The following is a 20224-nucleotide window of genomic DNA, read 5'->3' as shown; positions in this document are numbered from 1 at the left end:
GGTGAAACACATGTGAAAAAAAGCTTAAGACTGCACGCAAGTCTCGTTACACATCTGTCCTGCAAAAACCATTCAGCTCTCGTAATGGCTGCCGATACAGTCCTGCTACACACCTTGCTGGCGACCAAAAACAACAATCTTCCAGCCAACCGACGATCTAGAAGCACTACGTTCCTGGAGGACTTTTGATGAATAGCTGGTTCGGCAATATCAGCGTGAACATGAAGCTGGGCTTGGGGTTCGGCCTGGTCCTGGTCCTGACCTGCGTCCTCGCCCTGACCGGCTGGACGAGCCTGGGCGGATTGATTGACCGCAGCAACTGGATGAGCGACATCACCCAGCTTAATGCTGGCCTGACCAAGCTGCGTGTGGTTCGCCTGCAATACATGCTGACCAACGGCGACGAAACCGCCGCACAGAACGTCGAAACCACGCTCGAGGCGTTCTCCGCTCAGCAACAAGCGCTGCTGGTGAAATTCAAGAGCCCGGAAAACCTCAAGCTGCTCAAAGAGCAAGGCGCCGTCATCGACGCCTACAAGACGTCCCTGAACAAAATGCGCAGCGCCTACCGCACCGGCAATAGCGCGCGCGACGCCATGGGCGCCAATGCCGACACCGCCAACACGCTGATCAACGCCATCAACACCCGCGTGCAGCAAATGCCTCTGAGCGACCAACGCTTCGAACAATTCCAGGCCATCACGGCGGCCAAGGAAGCCTTCTTGCTGGCCCGCTACGAAGTGCGCGGCTACACCGCGACCACCAACGCCGAGACCGAGCAAAAAGCCGTCGGCCAACTGGACGTGGCCATCGCCAGCCTGAAACCCCTCAATGTGCATTTCGCCGACACTCAGCAAGACGCCCTGCGTCAGCTGGAAACCGCACTGACCAACTACCGCAGCGCCTTGCAGGCTTATAAAGCAGCGAACAGCGATGCGGTGCAGGCGCGCAAGGAAATGACCGACCAGGGCGCCGCCATCGTGACGCTGAGTGATCAGCTGTATCAGATCCAGCTCGACCGCCGTGACGTCGAAAGCGCCCAGGCTCGCACCCTGCAGCTGATCAGCACCTTGCTGGCGTTGCTGGTGGGCATCATTGCCGCCGTGATCATCACCCGTCAGATTACCGGCCCGCTGCGCGACACTTTGGCCGTGGTTGAGCGCATCGCCAGCGGCGACCTGTCCCAGGACGTCAAAGTGACTCGTCGCGACGAACTCGGCGTGTTGCAACAAGGCATCGCTCGCATGGGCGTGACCCTGCGCGATTTGATCAGCGGCATCCGCGACGGCGTCACCCAGATCGCCAGCGCCGCCGAAGAATTGTCGGCCGTGACCGAGCAAACCAGCGCCGGGGTGAACAGCCAAAAGATCGAAACCGATCAAGTGGCCACCGCCATGCACGAGATGACTGCCACCGTGCAGGAAGTCGCGCGCAACGCCGAAGAAGCCTCCCAGGCAGCGGCCGCTGCTGATGGCGAAGCCCGTGAAGGCGACAAGGTGGTGAACGAAGCCATCGCCCAGATCGAACGCCTGGCCACTGAAGTGGCGCGCTCCACCGAAGCCATGAGCGTGCTGCAACAGGAAAGCGACAAGATCGGCAGCGTCATGGACGTGATCAAGGCCGTGGCCGAACAGACCAACCTGCTGGCGCTCAACGCCGCTATCGAAGCCGCCCGTGCCGGTGAAGCCGGTCGTGGTTTTGCCGTGGTTGCCGACGAAGTCCGTGGCCTGGCTCAGCGCACGCAGAAATCCACCGAAGAAATCGAAGGCCTGGTGGCCGGTCTGCAGAACGGCACACAACAAGTGTCGGCGGTGATGAACAACAGCCGCGCCCTGACCGACAGCAGCGTCGCGCTGACTCGCAAGGCTGGCGTGTCACTGGAAAACATCACCCGCACGGTATCCAACATCCAGTCGATGAACCAGCAGATCGCCGCCGCCGCCGAGCAACAAAGCGCGGTGGCCGAAGAGATCAGCCGCAGCATCATCAACGTGCGCGACGTGTCCGAACAGACCGCCGCCGCCAGCGACGAAACCGCTGCGTCCAGTGTCGAACTGGCGCGGTTGGGAAATCAGTTGCAGATGATGGTCAGCCACTTCCGGGTGTAATCCCTCGCGCAACCGGACCCCGGCAGCCTGATGCTGCCGGGGGCACCCGGCCAACCCAACGCAAATATGCCGCTGGCCCCGGGCAAGACCGCAGCATTAAAACGGCCTACGATTCGTCAAGATTTTTCCCCGACCAAGCAGCGAGTTTTCCATTCACTCATAAAACGAACGGCTGACGGTACTTGCCGTCATGACGCAGTAATGTCGAGCTCCGCCTACGAGGAGTCTCATCGTCATGAACAACCTGTTTGCCTCGCAACTGGAAACCAGTGATTCGCCTGCAACGGATAAAGACAAACGACTGCTATTGGCAAACAGACGCCCTGATCTGGCGGATTTATGGATAGATCCAAGCAGCACGTTCGACCCGCAACCCATGCTCAAGATTATTAATGAGCTGTTGGATAAAAGTATTCAGAAGGCACTGGAGACCACCTCCGAGAATGACATATCGACATACAGCGTATTGGCAAATAGACGCTATCCCTTTGCGTTGCCCTATAACGTTTCCCACCATCAGTGCCTGCTGGGTCTCAGTGGTCATAAACCATCCCTGGGGGCCTTGAACTACCTCATCAGCACTCGACTGCCCATTAATGAGCACTTCGACAATCAATATGGTCAGGTGCTCTCATCTTCTCCCGCTGAAGCCCAAGAGTTATTGTCGGGCCTAAGCCCTCAACAACAAGCGCTACTGACCGAACCTGCGCAGGACGAGCAGCCGCAGACCGGAACAACGCTCACCACAGCGCAACAGAAGCGCAAAGATGACTATTGGACAAAGCTCTATGGCACATCCGAACCCGCCAGCCTGAGCAACATGACTAGTTTTATGAAGCGTACCGAATTGAATGCCCAGCAAATCGAAGCGCTGCTCTCACAAGGCAAACATGCTCCGCGCCATCCGAGTAATTACCCAGAGACAGGTACACCTCCCCACCCCTATGGTGCTCTTTATATAAACGGCCCTTTCACCACCTCCAACTTGGAAATTCTTAACGAGGCGGGCAAAAAAACAATTGCCCAGGCGACAGAGCAACGACTAATACGCCTGCAACGGATGATCCGCTTGCAACGTTGGTCGGGTATTTCTTTTGCTGAATTGGACGCGCTGATCATCAGCGCCTTTGAATCGCGAAGTTCGCGCAACGCGCTCATGCAGTTAGATACTCATACCGTGCGTACTTTGGGTGTTTATCGCTACCTGAACCGACAGTACTCGATCACCGCTGAAGAATTTGCAGCCTTGCTTTATCAGGTATCAACCGATACCAATAGTGATACTCCGGCCTTATTCGACCGCGTATTCAACCCCGCCCGATTGTTCGACACGCCACTGGCACTTGATGGTCGGACATTCTCCACCGACGATGCGACCTCTGCCTCTCACACCATACTGCAGCATTTGAGTGCGAGCCTTGGTCTGCCCATGACCGATGATTCGCTGTTATTGATAGTCAAGAATACGCAGCGACACCTTGGCTGTCTGAAATGCGACTTGAGCACCCTGTCATCAATTTACCGACAAGCGCGAATAGCCCAAATGTTTGGAGTTTCGGTCGCTGATTGCGCAGCGCTCGCACGTTTGATGGCAGGTGAAAGTACCTCTAAATGCCTGGCAATTGGACACGTCCGGGACAACCAGACAATTCGGATAAAAATCAGAAATTCCGACGAGTCACTTGAGCTCCTTGCACGTTTTCGCATGCCTGGCCAGACGGCTTCCACGGTCACCACGCGACTCATGTCTGGATCAACCCTGACAACCAGTACTTCGAAATTTGCCAACAGCGAAATGGCGGGATCACTTTTCATCCGTTTGCCGGGAACGGTGACTGATGAAGATATCGATGAGGATGATGTCCCCAGCATTGTAATCAAACAGTTGCCGACGGTAGCAGCCAATACGTCGATCTCTCTGGAGGGGTACCTGATAGAGCTGCCAGGCAGCAATCTTGATGCATTTATACAAAATAAAAATTTGTCGGCGATCGTGGCGCTGTCGCCACGCAAAGTAAGCCCGAACGCTCTTCCTGACACGAGTAACTACACCGATGTAACGCTGACGAACGCTCATCAGGAAATCAATGAACTCAACATTAGCGATGTCATTCTACAAATGGACTGGATCACGAAGTGGCTCAGCGAATCGGTGTACAACATCCCTACATTGCGATATCTACTGGCGCCCATCAGCGGCGATGATCATTCGTTTCGGGGCTTGCAGCAGTACCTGACAAAATTGAACAGCGACACCGTCAAGTGCGCGGTCACATCGGAAGAAATAGCAAAGCTGTCGCTTCCCAAATCAATCGAATGGCGCACTCTGATGGCAGCTGAACTGCTGGATGCGCAGGGCCTGATAAAAAATTTCGCACCCGCCATCGAAGACGATGTACCACTGCAACTGGACGCTGCGCTAGCACGCATACTCAATCCGTTACAGCTAGCCAAGGCAATTGACGACAGCTGCAAAAAAAAACTCAAAGACCTGCTGCTGACTGCCCATGAGCGGCAACTGCACCTGATCGAAAAGCTTTTGCAAGAAATCTGCATGCTCCCGATGAATTGCGCAAAGGCAGTGCTGTATTGGGCAAACACGTCTACCCACACAATCTTGACCGACGCTCTGAACAACACTCTACCAGCCCCGCTTGCCCAGACACTTGCACCCGTTATGCGCCACGCCGCAGCAGCCGTTCAACTGCATCTAAGCAACAGCGCCCTGCGCCAGTTCCTAAGCCATCCCGATTGGTTGGAACCTGCAAATACGCGGTTGGCAATGACCTTGGGCAACTTGTATTGGCTGGATCGCTTCAATCATTGCATGACCACCTATCACCATCCTGAAGAAGACTTGCTGAGTTACCTGCGCCTCGCCAATTCAGACTCTGCCAATGCGGCCACCATGAACGGTTTTCTGGCCAAACTGCTGAATGGGTCAGAAGCTGAAATCACCAACTTGACCGCGAAGCTGCCAGATCGCCATGCGCGCACGATGAAGGACCTGGATTGGGTCATGCGCTCCCTCACCGCCTGCACAGCCACGGGACTATCCGTCGCATCACTACTCGGCGCTACCGCCCTGAAAAACAACAGCCCAGCCAGCGCCTGGAAGTCTGTCGGTGAAGCCGTCATGGCCGCCAGTCATTGATCCCATTACATGCTCAAGGAATGAACATGTCCGCAACCATTGAAAAGCAACTTAACGAAACCCTGCGTGATACTCAGCTTGCCCTGTACCTGCACGAATTTGTGCCCCAAAACGAGACCTTGGTGAGACTTGGGATCGCAGAGCATTTACTGACCGCCAACGACCTGTACCAATACTGGTTGCTGGATGTCCTGGTCAGTCAGGACGTGCCCACTACCCCGGTAGCCTGTGCCATTGCAAGCCTGCAGCAATACATCAACAGTATTCTCGCCAATATGGAACCCGGTTATCACACCGCGGACATTCCGGCAGACCAGATCGAAACCTGGCGTACCGTGATGCATCACTACCCCACGTGGGCGGCAAATCAGCAGCTTCATTATTTCCCGGCGGTTTATCTGGACCCGACCCTTCGCCAGACCAGAACCGAAAGCTTCCAGAGTCTAGAAAATGACATCAACCAAAACCAACTTAGCGCTGAGTCTGTACAAACGGCAGTACTGGCTTATTTGGGCAGGCTCGAGGAAGTGGCCAACTTAAATACACTCAACGGCTATATAGACGGGGCAGATTTCGCCAACAGCGTTTATTACTTCATTGCCAAATCCCGCGCAGCGAACACCTATTACTGGCGATCTCTGAATATGGCAAAGCGCCCCAATACGCATGAGCCTCCAACTTCCGGCGCCCCTCAGGCCAAGTACGATGCGCCCGAGCCCCAGGCTTGGTCAGAGTGGCACCGTATCAATTTGCCCATCAACGAAAACACGATTGAACAAACCATCCGCCCGGTCATGTTTAACAATCGCTTATACGTCATATGGGCCGAATGCATCTTTCAAGACAACACTCATGCTGCCAGCCCAGCAGAACCCACCCGAAAATCCACGAACCCGCAATTTCGTTTAAACCTGTGTTACAAAAAATATGACGACAGCTGGAGCACTCCACAAACTTGCCAGCAAGTTTACGCTTCGCAGGAGTTCTTGCATGACCTGGCGTCAAGCGAAATCAACAAGTGCACTAACACCGTTGCCACGCAGAATGACAAGCATCTATTTCTCGCACTGTACGTTAAAGACAAGCCTTCTCAAGCTAACGGTAAAGCAAACAATTTTTTCTGGATGTCAGTGAGTATCGACAAAGACTTCAACACCATCGAAAAGGACGAAGATCCCATTGAAAAGAAAATCCGATCGCTTACCGAGAAATCGGGCAGTTCTACACGAGCACTGCAATACAAACTTCCTGATGAACAAAACCTCGAAACATTCAGACCTCCAATAATCAAAACTCGCCTCGATGAGCAATCAGGCAACATACAGTACGTTGACTTCTCATCGTCAACAATCAAACTCAGCGACGGGAAGAAGGGAAAGATTGAAGTTCCCAACCGCTCCGGGATTCGGCTGAACATCACGTTCACCCGACATTTGATCGATCGTGCCGAGACCAGCATGAACACATTGCTGAGCTGGGAGACTCAGCATCTTGAAGAACCGCCGCTGGAAAGTGGCGGTAAAACGGAAAAAATGAATTTCTACGGTGCCTATGGGCGGTACTTCGTGGAGTTGTTTGTGTACTTGCCATGGTTGATCGCCCACCGTTTCAACCAGTCATCTCAATACAACGAAGCCGAACGCTGGTTGCAATACCTGTTCGACCCGGGCCGTAAAAAAATCGCGGATGGCAATCCTGACTACTGGAACGCCGTGCCCTTGCTCAACGCCTCTTCAACCCCAGCGCCCGGCCAACTGAGCTATGCAATCCAGGGCCCCCAGGATCCTCATCAAATTGCCCTGAGCCACCCGGTACCGGTTTCACGCTAACGCCAGAAGGACGCCCCTTTAAACCCTTTGAGGCATTGAGCCAGCTCAATCACCAAGAGCAATTTCAGCTCATTGACCTAAGAGGAGAAGGACTGCCTGGCATTCTTCATCGAACGGATAAAAGTTGGCGATACAGCTCGCCTGTGCGCGACGAGAAAGGTGGCGATCACGTGACGTATGCACCGTGGAGCGAGCTGCTTCAGATCCCGATGTCAGACCACCGAAAACCCACACGACAGTATCTGGCCGACCTGAATGGGGACAGTCGTCCAGACTGGATCGTAGCTCACCCTGAGCTATGCGGTTTCTTCACACAGGATTCAAACGGAAACTGGTCCGGTTTCACACCTTTTGACGCGGTTCCCAACGAGTTTTTTCATCCTCAAGGACAGCTGGCAAACGTGATAAGGACTGGCCGTAACGATCTGATATTGATCGGCCCCCGCAGCGTGCGCCTGTATAGCAATCAGGAAACAGGCCAGTTTGGCGCCGCCACCGAAATGCCACGAGGCCGCGAAGAAGATGATTTACCACTGCCCGGTAACTTACCCGGTGAGCTGGTGGCTTTCAGCGATCTATTGGGCAGCGGTCAACAACACTTGGTTCGTATTCGACACAACGAAGTGAAATGCTGGCCCAATTTGGGTCACGGACGCTTTGGTAAGGGTCGCGTAATGGCTTCTCTGGACTTTTCCTACGAGCACTTCGATGCATCGCACATCCTGCTGGCCGACCTGGATGGCTCGGGTTCCGCAGACCTGATTTATCTACAACCCGATTGCGCAAGGATTTTCATGAACCGCGGCGGCAACGGTTTTGCGCCTGCCGTGGCTTTACCCTGGCCAGAAGGGCTACGCCATGACCGATTCTGCAAGGTCAGCGCAATCGATCTGCAGGGGCTTGGCTGTTCAAGTCTTGTGTTTACGGTCCCGGGGGATACTCGCCGTCACTGGCGCTGCGACTTTGTCGACACCAAGCCTTACTTGCTCGATTCCAGCAACAACAACATGGGGGCTGCCTGCAGCGTCAGTTATCGCAGCTCTGCCCAGGAATGGCTGGATGAAAAGAAGCAGTTGCTCGAAGACAATAAACCGGTGATTTCTCATCTACCATTTCCACTGTTTCTGGTAACGAATCAGAGCCAGAACGATGAAATTACCGGTAATAAACTGACCCAACACTTCAAATATCGTCGTGGTGTGTACGACAGTGTCGAGCGAGAGTTCCGGGGTTTCGGGCTGCTCATCCAAACCGATAACCCTACCGCCGGCCTTGATGCACAAGCCAGCCTGCATAACCCACCCATCCTGACAAAGACCTGGTTCCATACTGGCCAGCTCATAGACCCACTCAACCTTGATTACGACCAAAGTGACAAGGCAGCCATCGCGCTCAAAAAAACAATCCTGTCATTGGACAAAAACTCGATGCCGCCCGACGTGGCGGCCGGTATGGCGAATAACCGACAACGCGAGTTCGCTCAAGCACTGAGCGGGCGGACATTAAGAGTCGAAACGTTCGGCCTCGACAAAAAAAACGAAAAACAAAAAGCCCCCCTTTTCGGTTGTGCATCATCGATATCGGCTTGTTGAACTCCAGAGTATGGGTATGTATCAACCCTATTCGATCGTGCAGCCGTTGGTAGCGGAATCTATCCGCTATCAGTATGAGCGCATCCCTGAAGATCCTCGCTGTAGCCACACAATCAACCTTGAATGGGACGAGTATGGTCACCTCACCCACGGCGTAGAGATCAGCTACGCGCGGCGCAAAATACCTGCTGACACCCCGCCGTACACAAATGCCTGGCAGAACACATGGTGGAACGATAGCCATGACGAGGAGCAACAGTATTACTACGTGAGCGAAACCAAGGCTCAATTCATTCATGTCATTACCGATGATGCACGACGTCTGGGCTTGCCCTTTTTGCAGAGAACCAATGCGTTAAAGCTGCCGAAGGCGCCATTTACCGGCGGGTTATCACCTGGAGCCATCGACCATGAACAGTTGCTTGAACTGAGCGCCTCGCAATCCTGGAAAACCATGCAGGTCATGACAGGTCTGTCGACACAGCGTTACCGAAAACCTGATGCAAACAGCAATTACGATGAGGGCGAGGCCAGCATTGAAGGTTTAATTGCGTTCCAGGAAACCGCCGAATTCAATGACGTCGCCCTGGCTGCCTATGACGTACTTAAAGCAACGACACCGTCTTTTGATATGACCCGGCAATTGCAAAGCAGTGGCTACCAAAAAATGCCCATCGCTTTACCAACTGACCACGACTGGGATGAACGGAATCAACTGTGGTCCGCTCGTCGCGGTTTTATTACATACGATAATCTGGCAGGTTTTTACCGGCCATTGACTGTCAGGAAAAGCCAAAAACAGGGCCTGACAACCCTCACCTCAGATCCCTATTGCTGCTTAACCGCAACAATAAAACTACCCGACCAATGCACTACTCACCTGTCCAGAATTGACTATCGAACACTTCAGCCAACACGGTTGACCGACCCCAACGCGAACATACACGAAACTCAGTACAGCGCTCTAGGACAGGTACATGCCTTCACCTGGCACAAGGACGGCAGTTCGGGCTTCAGACCCTTGGACACTTATCAGCGCAACGCCGATGACCGTCCTGACATCGCCATTAATGATCCTGGCGCTGCACTCAAGGATATCGCGAGCACTTTTTACTACGACTCGCTGAGTTGGATGGGCAGAGTTCCCGACACTGCGGACAACCAGACCTGGCACAAAGATGCCGTAAAAAAAGGTGATTTGCTGCCCACCGGACACATACGCGCAAGCACCCGTGCTCGCCTTGCCAGATTGAGCCCCCAAACGCCCTACGAGCAAACGCTTCAAACGGCGATCGCCAGCGCGCAGCGTGAACCGGTTCACTGCGTGACGATGCAGGCGGACAGGCTCTATTCAGATAGCGAAAAGCAGATAAGGATCACCACCGTGTGCTGGGACGGCTTTGGCCGACAGCTGCAAAAAAAACAACGAGTGGACCCGGGTAAAGCCCTGGACATCAATGAAGACGGCACGTTGAAACTTGAAAACGACACAGTGCAAGAACGTGAAGTTAACTTTCGATGGCGTGTCAGCGAACGAATCGAATACGACAACAAAGGCTTGGTCATTCGAACTTATCGCCCCTATTTCAGCGGACGCCACCGCTACGTCAAGGATGACGCCCTGCGCAAATCAGGGCTGTGCGACAAGCACTTCTACGATCCGATGGGCCGCCTGCTTCGTGTCATCAATGCCAAGGGCGACGAGCGTTGGTATACCTATCATCCCTGGTATTCAACGACCGAGGACGAGAACGATACCCAGCCAGATACTGTGACTCAGGGAGGTGTTCAATGAGCACGTCTATTCATCGCCATACGCCCACGTTGAACGTCGTCGACGGTCGTGGTGTTCAAGTCCGCGAAGTGACCTACCTATGTAATGAATCCATCACCCGGCCCCAGGCACGCATCACTCGTCATTTGCATGACATCAATGGACAGGTGCTCGAGCAACGCTCGCATGCCAATGACAGAAATACGCCAGACCTCATGCAGATCAATAGCTTGTCGGGTGTTCTGTTAAAGACCTCAAGTATCGATGCAGGGTGGCAGCTGACGCTGTGTGGCGAAGCCGGCCAAGCGCTGCAGAGCTGGGACTCTCGCGGCAGCCATTGGCAAACAGAGTATGACGACCAGATACGTCCACAAGTGATTTACGAACAGCCCAGCGGCCAAGCCCGCCAGGCCATCCAGCGCTTTACCTACGCGGGCAACTCCAGTGCCCATGCGCGAAACAACCAGTGTGGACGCCTGACTCGCCATGATGATCAGGCAGGAAAGCGTTTGGTCTCTGTGTATGACCTGACAGGGCGAGTGCTGGAAGAGACGCGAGAGTTTGTGAAAGAACATCAGGGCGTGAGCTGGCCGCAAGCGCCCGATGACCGCGACAAGCTGCTTGAAGCCAAGAGCGCTTACACCACCACCTGGCGGTACGCACCAACGGGCGAAAACCTGGAACAGAAAGACGCAAAAGGAAATGTGCAACGTTTCTGGTTCGATGTCGCCGGCCAGCTCAAAAAAGTCACGTTGCAACTCAAGGGCAGCGCCGAGCAAAAACTGATCCTTGATGAGGTTATATACAACGCTCAAGGGCAGATCGAATCGCAAACCATGAACGGCAAGATCGTCAGCGAGGCAGTTTACACACCCGAAAATGGTCGCGTGACTCAGCGCACGATTTCGCGCGAGCAAGGCAGGGTTCTGCAAAAAATCCGCTATGCCTATGATGCTGTCGGCAATGTAGTGAGCATCCACGACCACACCAAACCGATCCAACACAACGCCAACCAACGTATCGAGCCGATCAGCACCTATGTCTACGATAGCCTTTATCAACTGATCAAGGCTTCGGGTCGTGAAGAGCAGGGAGCAAGCAGAGGTGCCCCGCTTCCCGATTGGTCGGCAAGGCCGGGAGACCGAAGCCGACTGCTCAACTTCACTGAGCACTACACCTACGATGATCGCGCCAATCTGGTCAAACTGCAGCACCGCCGCGAAGGCAACAACTACACCCGCGAAATGCATGTCGCCACTGACAGCAATCACGCATTGCCATGGACATCAGGCGATGTCGCCACCCGACATTGCAGAAGGTTTCGACAGCAACGGCAACTTGCAGTGGCTGCAGACAGGTCAACCCCTGCAATGGAACGCGAGCAACCAATTACAAAGCGTGATACTGATCGAACGCGACACTGAGGCCGCGGACACCGAAACCTATCTTTACGACGGCAACGGTCAGCGTGCCCGCAAACGACAGACGAAAAAAGTGCGCACCCTCACCAATGTTCGAGACGTGAGCTATCTGCCGGGGCTGGAAATCCGCGTCACCGACGCTCAAGAACTGGAGGTCATCACCCTTCAGGCTGGAGGCTGTTCGGTACACTGCCTCCATTGGAGCCGAGGCATCCCCCCGAAAATCACTAACGACGCTTTGCGTCACAACTTCATCGACCATTTGGGCTCAATGTCCCTGGAGCTGAACGCCGACGGCGAACTGACCAGCGAGGAGAGCTACTACCCCTTTGGTGGTACGGCGTGGAGGGCCGCGCGTAACGAGCTCGAGGCGAAATACAGAACCATCCGCTACTCAGGCAAAGAGCGCGACGCCAGCGGCCTTTATTATTATGGCCGACGCTATTACGCACCGTGGTTGCAGCGCTGGATCAGCCCCGACCCGGCGGGGGCCATGGATGGGTTGAATATGTATCAGTTCGTCGGCAACAACCCGGTCTCTCATCAAGATTACTTGGGTCTGATGAAGTACGAAATCGAACCCTACAGTGCCGGCGTCACTGGAGCTGTACCGCCAAGTGTTCACCAGCTTGCCAATCACAACAATTACAACCCGAACGGAATGACGTTCACAGCAGACATACCAGATACCCATAGGCATCAGCTGGCCTACGACCTTAACTGGACAACGCGGAGTCTGCTCTACACGGGAGCAGGCAACCAGATAGGGGACATACTTAACAGCGGTGAGATATCTTCTATGCTGACGGGTCATCTAAGAGCAAACCTGCGCCCAGGTGCTTCAAGCCAACTGGTGGCAGAACATGCCGTCGCAGCCAGTGCCGGACTGTGCGATGAGTTTGCAGCGGTCAGCTCACATTTGGCCGCCTCGTCATTGCGCGGATTCGGAACACCTGTCTTTATCGCACAAATACCCGGGCATACCTTTACCTTGCTCGGTGATAAGGCGGTGCAGGACCCGATAGTCGTCGACCCCTGGGTGTCTTATCCGATCCCGGATAAACTTTCGACCAGCCGCTACAACCACCCGAACTTGATTCAACACAACACATCGGCGGCCATGCCCCAAGACCCGAGATTTCACATATCAGTTGCCAACGTCGCAGCCCACGGGCCTCTGTACACCGGACCACTGCAACTATTGCCCAGGCCTCTGGATCAAGACATTCAACATGATCTCAACAGCAGCGGTGTAAGCAGCTGGATCTGGAATCAAATTTCATCACAACAGCACTCCAATGACGTTTGGGGTGTGACAAATAATGGCTTCATCAACTTCGCAGATGTTCCCCCGAACGATTGGTACAGGCTGGATGCCAGCGCGTTACTTCCTGATATCTATGCCATCACTCACCTGCAACAGCATCCTGCCCCATACAAAAGGCTATGAAACTCATACGCTAATCGTATTGGTGAACAGCAACCGATTGCCGAACGGATCAGTCACGGTCATGTCCTGGCTTCCCCAGGGCATGGCCTGGATTTGTGGATGGGCAAATTTGTAAGTCTTGGCCAGCAATTGCTGCTGGAACACTTCCAGTTCATCGGTCTCGATGCGCAACGCCGAGCCCGGTGTGCTGTCGCCGTGGTGTTCGGACAAATGCAGCACGCAATCGCCCCGGGACACTTGCAGGTACAACGGAAAGTTGGGCTCGAAACGATGCTGCCAGTCGATCTTGAATCCCAGGAAATCGACGTAGAACTCCACGGCCTTGATTTCATCGAAAATCCGCAGGATCGGGGTGGTTTTGCCGAAGCTCATGGAGTTGCTCCCAGACTGATAAGGCCCAGAGTGTAGCTGGGCGAGATGTCAGCGCTTCGGCTTGGCGGTGGCTTTCTTTAGTCTCAATGTGCCATCACTGTGACGCAGCACTCGGAATGTTTACTGGAAACCGTCACGCAAGTCCCCTTGCCGCGCCAGAAACCGCCCTTCCCTTCTGCCGTTCGCCTGCCCGTCGCTGTAACTCAAGACACCGTTGACCCAAACCCCATCGATACCTTCCGCCGCTCGTTGCGGATCATTGAAATCCGCCACATCGCGAATCGTCACAGGATCAAACAACACCAGATCCGCCCAATGTCCTTCACAGATTTCGCCACGCTCCTTCAAGCCAAATCGCGCCGCCGACAACCCGGTCATCTTGTGCACGGCGGTGTGCAGCGGAAACAGCCCCACATCGCGACTGAAATGTCCGAGCACGCGGGGGAATGCTCCCCACAAGCGCGGATGCGGGAACGGGTCTTCCGGTAGCCCGTCAGAGCCGACCATCGACAGCGGATGTGCAAGGATTCTTCGTACGTCGGCCTCGTCCATTCCGTAATACACCGCGCCAGCCGGTTGCAGGCGTCGAGCGGCATCAAGCAGCGGCAAGCCCCACTCGGCGGCGATGTCCATCAGGTCACGGCCGCCCTCTTCAGGGTGCGGTGTGGACCAGGTAATGGTGATGCGATGGGCGTCGGTGACTTGCTTGAGGTCCAGCGTCGAGGAACTCGCCGCGTAGGGATAACAGTCGCAGCCCACCGGGTGGGTTTTCGCCGCGTGTTCGAGGGCCGCCAACAGTTGCGGACTACGCCCCCAGTTACCGGCGCCGGCACATTTGAGGTGGGAAATGATCACCGGGGATTTCGCATGACGACCGATCTGGAATGCTTCGTCCATGGCCTCCAGCACCGGCTCGAATTCGCTGCGCAAATGGGTGGTATAAACCGCGCCGAACGCGGTCAGCTCTTCGGTCAATTGCATCACTTCATCGGTGGAAGCCGAGAACGCGTTGGCATAGGCAAGCCCCGTGGACAAGCCCAACGCACCGGCCTCAAGACTCTCGCGTAGTTGGTCGCGCATCGCGGTGATTTCATCGGGTGTGGCGGTTCGAAACAGGTCGTCGAGGTGGTTGCTGCGCAGCGCCGTGTGACCGACCAGTGCGGCCACGTTCAGCGTAGTGTTCGCCGCTTCGACGGCTGCGCGGTAGTCGCTGAACCTCGGATAAACGAACGCTGCTGCGGTGCCGAGCAGGTTCATCGGGTCGGGCGGATCGCCGCGCAAACTCACCGGCGACGCGCTGATCCCGCAGTTGCCGACAATCACTGTGGTCACGCCCTGGCTGAGCTTGGGCAGCATCTGCGGCTGGCGGATCACCACGGTGTCGTCGTGGGTATGCACGTCGATGAAACCTGGCGCCAATACGCGGCCGGCGGCGTCGATTTCTTCGGTGGCGCTGGCATCGTGCAAGTCGCCGATACGCTCGATGCGGCCGTTCAGAATCGCCACGTCGGCGGGATATCCCGGCGCGTTGCTGCCGTCGATAATCAGGGCGTTGCGGATCAGCGTGTCGTACATCATGTCAGTCTCCCAGCGGCAAGTGATCGTCGCCGCCGCGGTAATCGTCGAGGGCGAGCTTGATCCGCCGCAGACGCTCTTGATTGTCTTCAGGATTGGCCAGCGCCAGCTCGGTGGCGAGCACGTCGATGGCCAGCAACATGCCGTAGCGCGCCGCCGTGGGTTTATAGATGAACGAGGTCTCGACGCCTTGCAGCGGCAGCAGCACATCAGCCAATTGCGCCAGCGACGAGTCAGCCCGAGTGATGGCGAGAATTCGTGCGCCGTAGCTGCGCGCCAGCTCGACGGCCTCGAGCAGTTCGGGGGTGATGCCGGTCAGTGAACAGGCAATGACTGCGCGCTCGGCATCGAGGCTGGCGGCAGTGACGCGCATCATCACCGGGTCGTGGCACACCGCAATCGGGTAGCCAAATCGCACCAGCCGCACTTGCAATTCGTCACTGCACAAGGTCGAGCAGCCGCCCATTCCGAAGGCGTGAATCATCCGCGCCTTGCCCAGCAGCTTCACCGCATCGGCGAAACGTGATTCGTCGAAGGCCGACAGATGCTGGCGCAAGGTCGACTCGATATCGCTAACGATCTGCCCATAAAACGCCGACTGCTCGGGCGTGCCCGCCGGGTCCAAAAAGCGACTGCCGACACCGCTGGCCTGAGCCAGTTGCAGGCGCAGGTCACGCAAGTCGCGACAGCCAACGGTGCGGGCAAAACGCGACAGTGTGGCGGTGCTGACTTCCGCTCTCAGCGCCAGTTCATCGAGACTGGCGGCGGAGGCAAATCCTACGTCGTCGAGCATCAGTCGAGCGATGCGTCCTTCGCCCGCGCTGAAGGAATCCTGACGGGCGCGGATCTGGTAGAGGATGTCCATGGTGGGCGGCTCCGGCTAAAGCAGATAAGAAAGGCCCACGGTCAGACCGAAGGCGACCACCGAGATAATGGTTTCGAGCACTGTCCAGGTCTTGAAGGTCTGGGCGACGGTCATGTTGAAGTATTCCTTGATCAACCAGAAACCGCCGTCATTGACGTGGGAAAAGATAACCGACCCCGCGCCCGTCGCCAGCACCAACAGCTCTGGATGGGGATAACCCAGACCAATGGCCACCGGCGCGACGATGCCCGACGCGGTGGTCATGGCCACGGTGGCAGAACCGGTGGCGATGCGCATCAACGCCGCAAAAAGCCAGCCCATCAACAGCGGCGACAGGTGGAATACCTGGGCCAGGCTGACGATCTGGTCGGTGACGCCAGCGTCCACCAGAATCCGGTTCAAGCCACCGCCCGCGCCGACCAGCAAAGTGATGCTGGCAGTCGGTGCCAGGCATTCGTTGGTGAATTTGAGGATCGATTCGCGGTTGAAGCCTTGGGCCAGGCCAAGCGTCCAGAAGCTCAGCAAAGTCGCCAGCAGCAAGGCAATGACCGAATTGCCGATGAACAACAGAAACTGATTGAAACCGCTGCCCGGCGTGGAAATCAGATTGGCCCAGCCGCCGATCAGCATCAGCACCACCGGCAGCAGAATGGTCGCCATGGTGATGCCGAAACCCGGCAGGCTGTCGCGCGGTTCACGCTCAAGGAACTGACGCTCCAGCGGGTTATCTTCCGGCAGTTGAATGCGCGGCACGATGAACTTGGCGTACAGCGGACCGGCGATAATCGCGGTGGGAATCCCGATCAGGATCGCGTAAAGCAAGGTCTGCCCCACCGAGGCCTGATAGGCCTGCACCGCCAGCATCGCCGCCGGGTGCGGCGGCACCAGCGCATGAACCACCGAGAGCCCGGCGACCATCGGCAAACCAACCATCAGAATCGACACGCCCACGCGCCGCGCCACGGTAAAAGCAATCGGCACCAGCAGCACAAAACCGACTTCGAAGAACAGCGGCAGTCCTACAAGGAAAGCGATGCAAACCATCGCCCAGTGCGCATTTTTCTCACCGAAGCGGTCGATCAACGTTCGCGCCATCTGCTCGGCGCCCCCGGACTCGGCCATCATTTTGCCGAGCATCGTGCCCAGCGCGACCACCAACGCGATATGCCCCAGTGTCTTGCCGACACCCGCCTCGTACGCCCCCACCACGCCCGACGGTGGCATCCCCGCCAGCAGCGCCAGGCCGATGGACACCAAGGTGATGACGATGAACGGATTGAGCCGGTAACGGGCGATCAGAACGATCAGCGCGATGATGGCGATGGCGGCGTAAACCAGCAGCCAATAGCCGAAGGACGGTGTCATGCGGTACTCCTCGAAAGGGTCACGTCGAATGGGGCGTGAAACTCATAAAACATTTCGAGGTGTGATTTTCAAACGAGGTGAAAGTAATTTTCGTGGAGGGATAAGGGTTGTCGCGCTGAGGTATGGGCGGTCGCCGGTTATGAAAATCAAGGGGAGTTATTTACATGATCGTTCCCACACGGGGGAACGATCAGTTGTCAGTCTCAGTCGTGATTCACGCGGGCGCGCTTGAGCAGTTTCTTGCAGCGTTCGGACAAGTGCAGCACGCGCAGGTGCTTGCCGGCCTTGGCGTAGCGCTCGCGTAAGGTCTTGAGCGCGGCGATGGCCGAGTAGTCGACGAAGCTCAAGTGGCGACAGTCGATCGTCACCACGGACGGGTCATTGGCAGGATCGAATTGGTTGAGAAAAGGCGCAGTCGAGGCGAAGAACAGCGTTCCATGCAGTTGATAGAGCTTACTGCCGTCGGCTTCGATATGAGCGTCGGCATAGAGCTCGCGGGCCTGCTGCCAGGCAAAGTTGAGCGCCGCAATGATGATCCCGCAGAGCACTGCAGTGGCCAGATCGGTGAACACCGTAATGACCGTTACCGCGATGATCACCAACACGTCGTTCAGCGGCACCTTGTTCACCACCCGTAACGAAGCCCAGGCAAACGTCTGCTGCGACACCACGAACATCACCCCGACCAATGCAGCCAGCGGGATACGCTCGATCAGCGGCGAGAGGAAGAGGATGAACAGCAAAATCATCACCCCCGCCACCACACCGGACAGCCGACCACGACCGCCGGAACTGAGGTTGATCACCGTCTGGCCGATCATCGCGCAGCCACCCATGCCGCCAAACACACCGGAAACCATGTTGGCCGCCCCCAGCGCCACGCACTCACGATCCGGGTAGCCACGGCTCTCGGTGATCTCGTCGGTGAGGTTCAGAGTCAGCAGGGTTTCCAGCAAGCCGACCAACGCCATCAATATTGCGTAGGGAGCAATGATGCGCAGGGTTTCCAGGCTCCAAGGGATGTCTGGCAGCGCAAAGTTCGGCAAGCCACCGGCGATGTGCGCCATGTCGCCCAAGGTGCGGATCGGCAGATCGAGCAGATAAACCGCCAAACCAACGCCCAGAATCGCCACCAGCGCTGGCGGCACGGCGCGCGTCAAACGCGGCAGCAAGTAAACGATGGCCATCGTCACGGCAACCAGCCCTGCCATCAGGTACAGCGGCGTGCCGCTGAGCCAGACGTCACCGCTCTTGAAGTGTTCCAGCTGCGCCAAGGCAATGATGATCGCCAGACCGTTGACGAAGCCGAGCATCACCGGGTGCGGCACCATGCGCACCAGCTTGCCCAGTTTCAGCAACCCGAACGCCAGCATGATCAGCCCACCCAGCAGCACGGTCGCCAGCAAATACTGCACACCGTGCTGCACCACCAAAGCGACAATCACCACGGCCATCGATCCAGCAGCGCCAGACACCATGCCCGGCCGGCCACCGAAAAGCGCGGTCAAGGTGCAAATGATGAAAGCGCCGTAAAGCCCCATCAATGGATTGAGGTGCGCAACCAGCGCGAAGGCGATGCATTCGGGTAGCAGGGCGAAAGACGTGGTGAGTCCGGCCAGGACATCGGCGCGCAGACGTTTGGGTTTCATGGCTGACCTAAAATACAGGCGGGAAAAGAGGGGGCGGATGTTACGGAATTGAGGGCGGCCCGGCCAGTTGTTGGGCTGCTGAAAACGCCTTCGCGAGCGACGCGGTCTACAGCGAACTCAAACCATCTCGTCACGAATCCATTCAATCACCGATGTCCGCTTCGGCGCCCAGCCCAGCAACTCACGCGCATGTTTACCGCGAACCCGGCTGTTGGAGCCCAGGCCATAGTTGGCCATTTCATAACCCCACTCGGCTTCGGCCTCTTTGAGCGGCCAGTCTTTTGGCTCACCCAGATTCAGCGCCAGGGCAATCGCAGTGGTCATGTCGATGAACGACGCTTCACCGCTTTCGACGAAGTAGAAGGTGCCCGGCACATTTTTGGTCAGCGCCAGCAGGTACAGGGAAACCACGTCTTCGATGTGCACGTTGGACCAGATGTTCTGGCCTGTACCGACATGCCGGACCACACCACTTTTACGCGCCTGTTTCAGCAAACGCGGTAGCTGCACGCTGTCACGATTCACTCCCAGGCTGTGGCCATAGATCAGGGTGTTGCAGATCACTGCCGAGTTCACCCCGTCCTTCGCTGCGGCGAGGATCAGGTTGTCGATGGCCACGCGAGCAGCCTTGTCGACGCTAGGTGCCGGCAGGTTGTCTTCGTAATAGATAACGCCGCTGGATTTGCCGCCCGACGCATCGCCAACAATGCTCGAGCCGCTGGTGTGCAGGAACACTTTGTTGGAACCGCGAAGTGTATCGAGCAACGCTTCTACCGCGCCGCGATGGTCGCTGCTGGCGGCGTTGATCACGGCATCGGCAGCGCGGGCCTGTTCGGCCAGTAGTGCGCTGTCGTCAAGCGTGCCAATCACTGGGGTGATACCCAGAGCGATCAGTTCATTGGCTTGTTCGGTGCTGCGCACCAGACCGGTGACCTTGTGGCCGGCGCGGACCAGACCGGTGGCGATGGAGCCGCCGATGAAACCCGCGGCGCCGGTAATGAATACATTCATGGAGAAACTCCCTGCGTTAATAAGTGATGCAGCCAGTATCGAGTACCGATGCTTGTGGA

At 56.4% G+C, this 20224-nt stretch carries 13 protein-coding genes; 7 read left to right on the top strand and 6 right to left on the bottom strand.

The window, feature by feature from the left end:
• Positions 1-188: 188 nt before the first annotated feature.
• From FQ187_RS19535 to FQ187_RS19510, 7 genes are all read left to right on the top strand, one after another.
• Positions 189-2108 carry a methyl-accepting chemotaxis protein gene (locus FQ187_RS19535; protein WP_149630734.1) on the top strand — a complete coding sequence of 640 codons (1920 nt, stop codon included), beginning with the start codon at positions 189-191 and terminating at the stop codon, positions 2106-2108.
• A 235-nt stretch (positions 2109-2343) separates the two neighbouring features.
• Positions 2344-5262, top strand: coding sequence for a Tc toxin subunit A (locus FQ187_RS19530; RefSeq protein WP_149630733.1), 2919 nt, complete (start codon positions 2344-2346; stop codon positions 5260-5262).
• 26 nt (positions 5263-5288) lie between these two features.
• Positions 5289-7091 (top strand): neuraminidase-like domain-containing protein, encoded by a 1803-nt coding sequence (locus tag FQ187_RS19525; RefSeq protein ID WP_149630732.1) that lies wholly within the window; start codon positions 5289-5291, stop codon positions 7089-7091.
• Positions 7092-7126: 35 nt separating this feature from the next.
• The gene (locus FQ187_RS19520; RefSeq protein WP_149630731.1) at positions 7127-8683 is read left to right on the top strand and encodes a toxin TcdB middle/N-terminal domain-containing protein; all 1557 of its coding nucleotides are present in this window, start codon (positions 7127-7129) and stop codon (positions 8681-8683) included.
• A complete protein-coding gene (locus tag FQ187_RS19515; RefSeq protein WP_149630730.1) occupies positions 8658-10478 on the top strand; it encodes a toxin TcdB middle/C-terminal domain-containing protein in 1821 nt (606 codons plus the stop codon). Before FQ187_RS19520 ends, FQ187_RS19515 begins: the two co-directional genes overlap by 26 nt.
• Positions 10475-11881 (top strand): hypothetical protein, encoded by a 1407-nt coding sequence (locus tag FQ187_RS30455; protein ID WP_256667360.1) that lies wholly within the window; start codon positions 10475-10477, stop codon positions 11879-11881. Before FQ187_RS19515 ends, FQ187_RS30455 begins: the two co-directional genes overlap by 4 nt.
• A gap of 268 nt (positions 11882-12149) precedes the next feature.
• Positions 12150-13328: an RHS repeat-associated core domain-containing protein gene (locus tag FQ187_RS19510; protein WP_256667366.1), complete on the top strand. Its 1179-nt coding sequence runs from the start codon at positions 12150-12152 to the stop codon at positions 13326-13328.
• A 3-nt stretch (positions 13329-13331) separates the two neighbouring features.
• Here the strand turns inward: FQ187_RS19510 and FQ187_RS19505 are convergent, their stop codons facing one another.
• The 6 genes from FQ187_RS19505 to FQ187_RS19480 all read right to left on the bottom strand — a co-directional run bounded on the left by FQ187_RS19505 (position 13332) and on the right by FQ187_RS19480 (position 20165).
• Entirely contained in the window at positions 13332-13700 is a 369-nt protein-coding gene (locus tag FQ187_RS19505; protein WP_149630728.1) for a glyoxalase superfamily protein, read from the bottom strand.
• A gap of 120 nt (positions 13701-13820) precedes the next feature.
• Entirely contained in the window at positions 13821-15278 is a 1458-nt protein-coding gene (locus FQ187_RS19500; RefSeq protein ID WP_149630727.1) for an amidohydrolase family protein, read from the bottom strand.
• Between the two features lies 1 nt (position 15279).
• Positions 15280-16140: a MurR/RpiR family transcriptional regulator gene (locus FQ187_RS19495; RefSeq protein WP_149630726.1), complete on the bottom strand. Its 861-nt coding sequence runs from the start codon at positions 16138-16140 to the stop codon at positions 15280-15282.
• Between the two features lie 15 nt (positions 16141-16155).
• Positions 16156-17505: a GntP family permease gene (locus FQ187_RS19490; RefSeq protein ID WP_111450494.1), complete on the bottom strand. Its 1350-nt coding sequence runs from the start codon at positions 17503-17505 to the stop codon at positions 16156-16158.
• 203 nt (positions 17506-17708) lie between these two features.
• The gene (locus FQ187_RS19485; protein ID WP_149630725.1) at positions 17709-19154 is read right to left on the bottom strand and encodes a SulP family inorganic anion transporter; all 1446 of its coding nucleotides are present in this window, start codon (positions 19152-19154) and stop codon (positions 17709-17711) included.
• Between the two features lie 117 nt (positions 19155-19271).
• Entirely contained in the window at positions 19272-20165 is an 894-nt protein-coding gene (locus FQ187_RS19480; RefSeq protein ID WP_149630724.1) for an NAD-dependent epimerase/dehydratase family protein, read from the bottom strand.
• Positions 20166-20224: the final 59 nt, after the last annotated feature.

The organism is Pseudomonas sp. ANT_J28, assembly GCF_008370005.1.
Lineage (GTDB): Bacteria > Pseudomonadota > Gammaproteobacteria > Pseudomonadales > Pseudomonadaceae > Aquipseudomonas > Aquipseudomonas frigoris.
The sequence above is the reverse complement of the archived record's forward strand: the minus strand, read 5'-3'. Positions and strand labels throughout refer to the sequence as shown.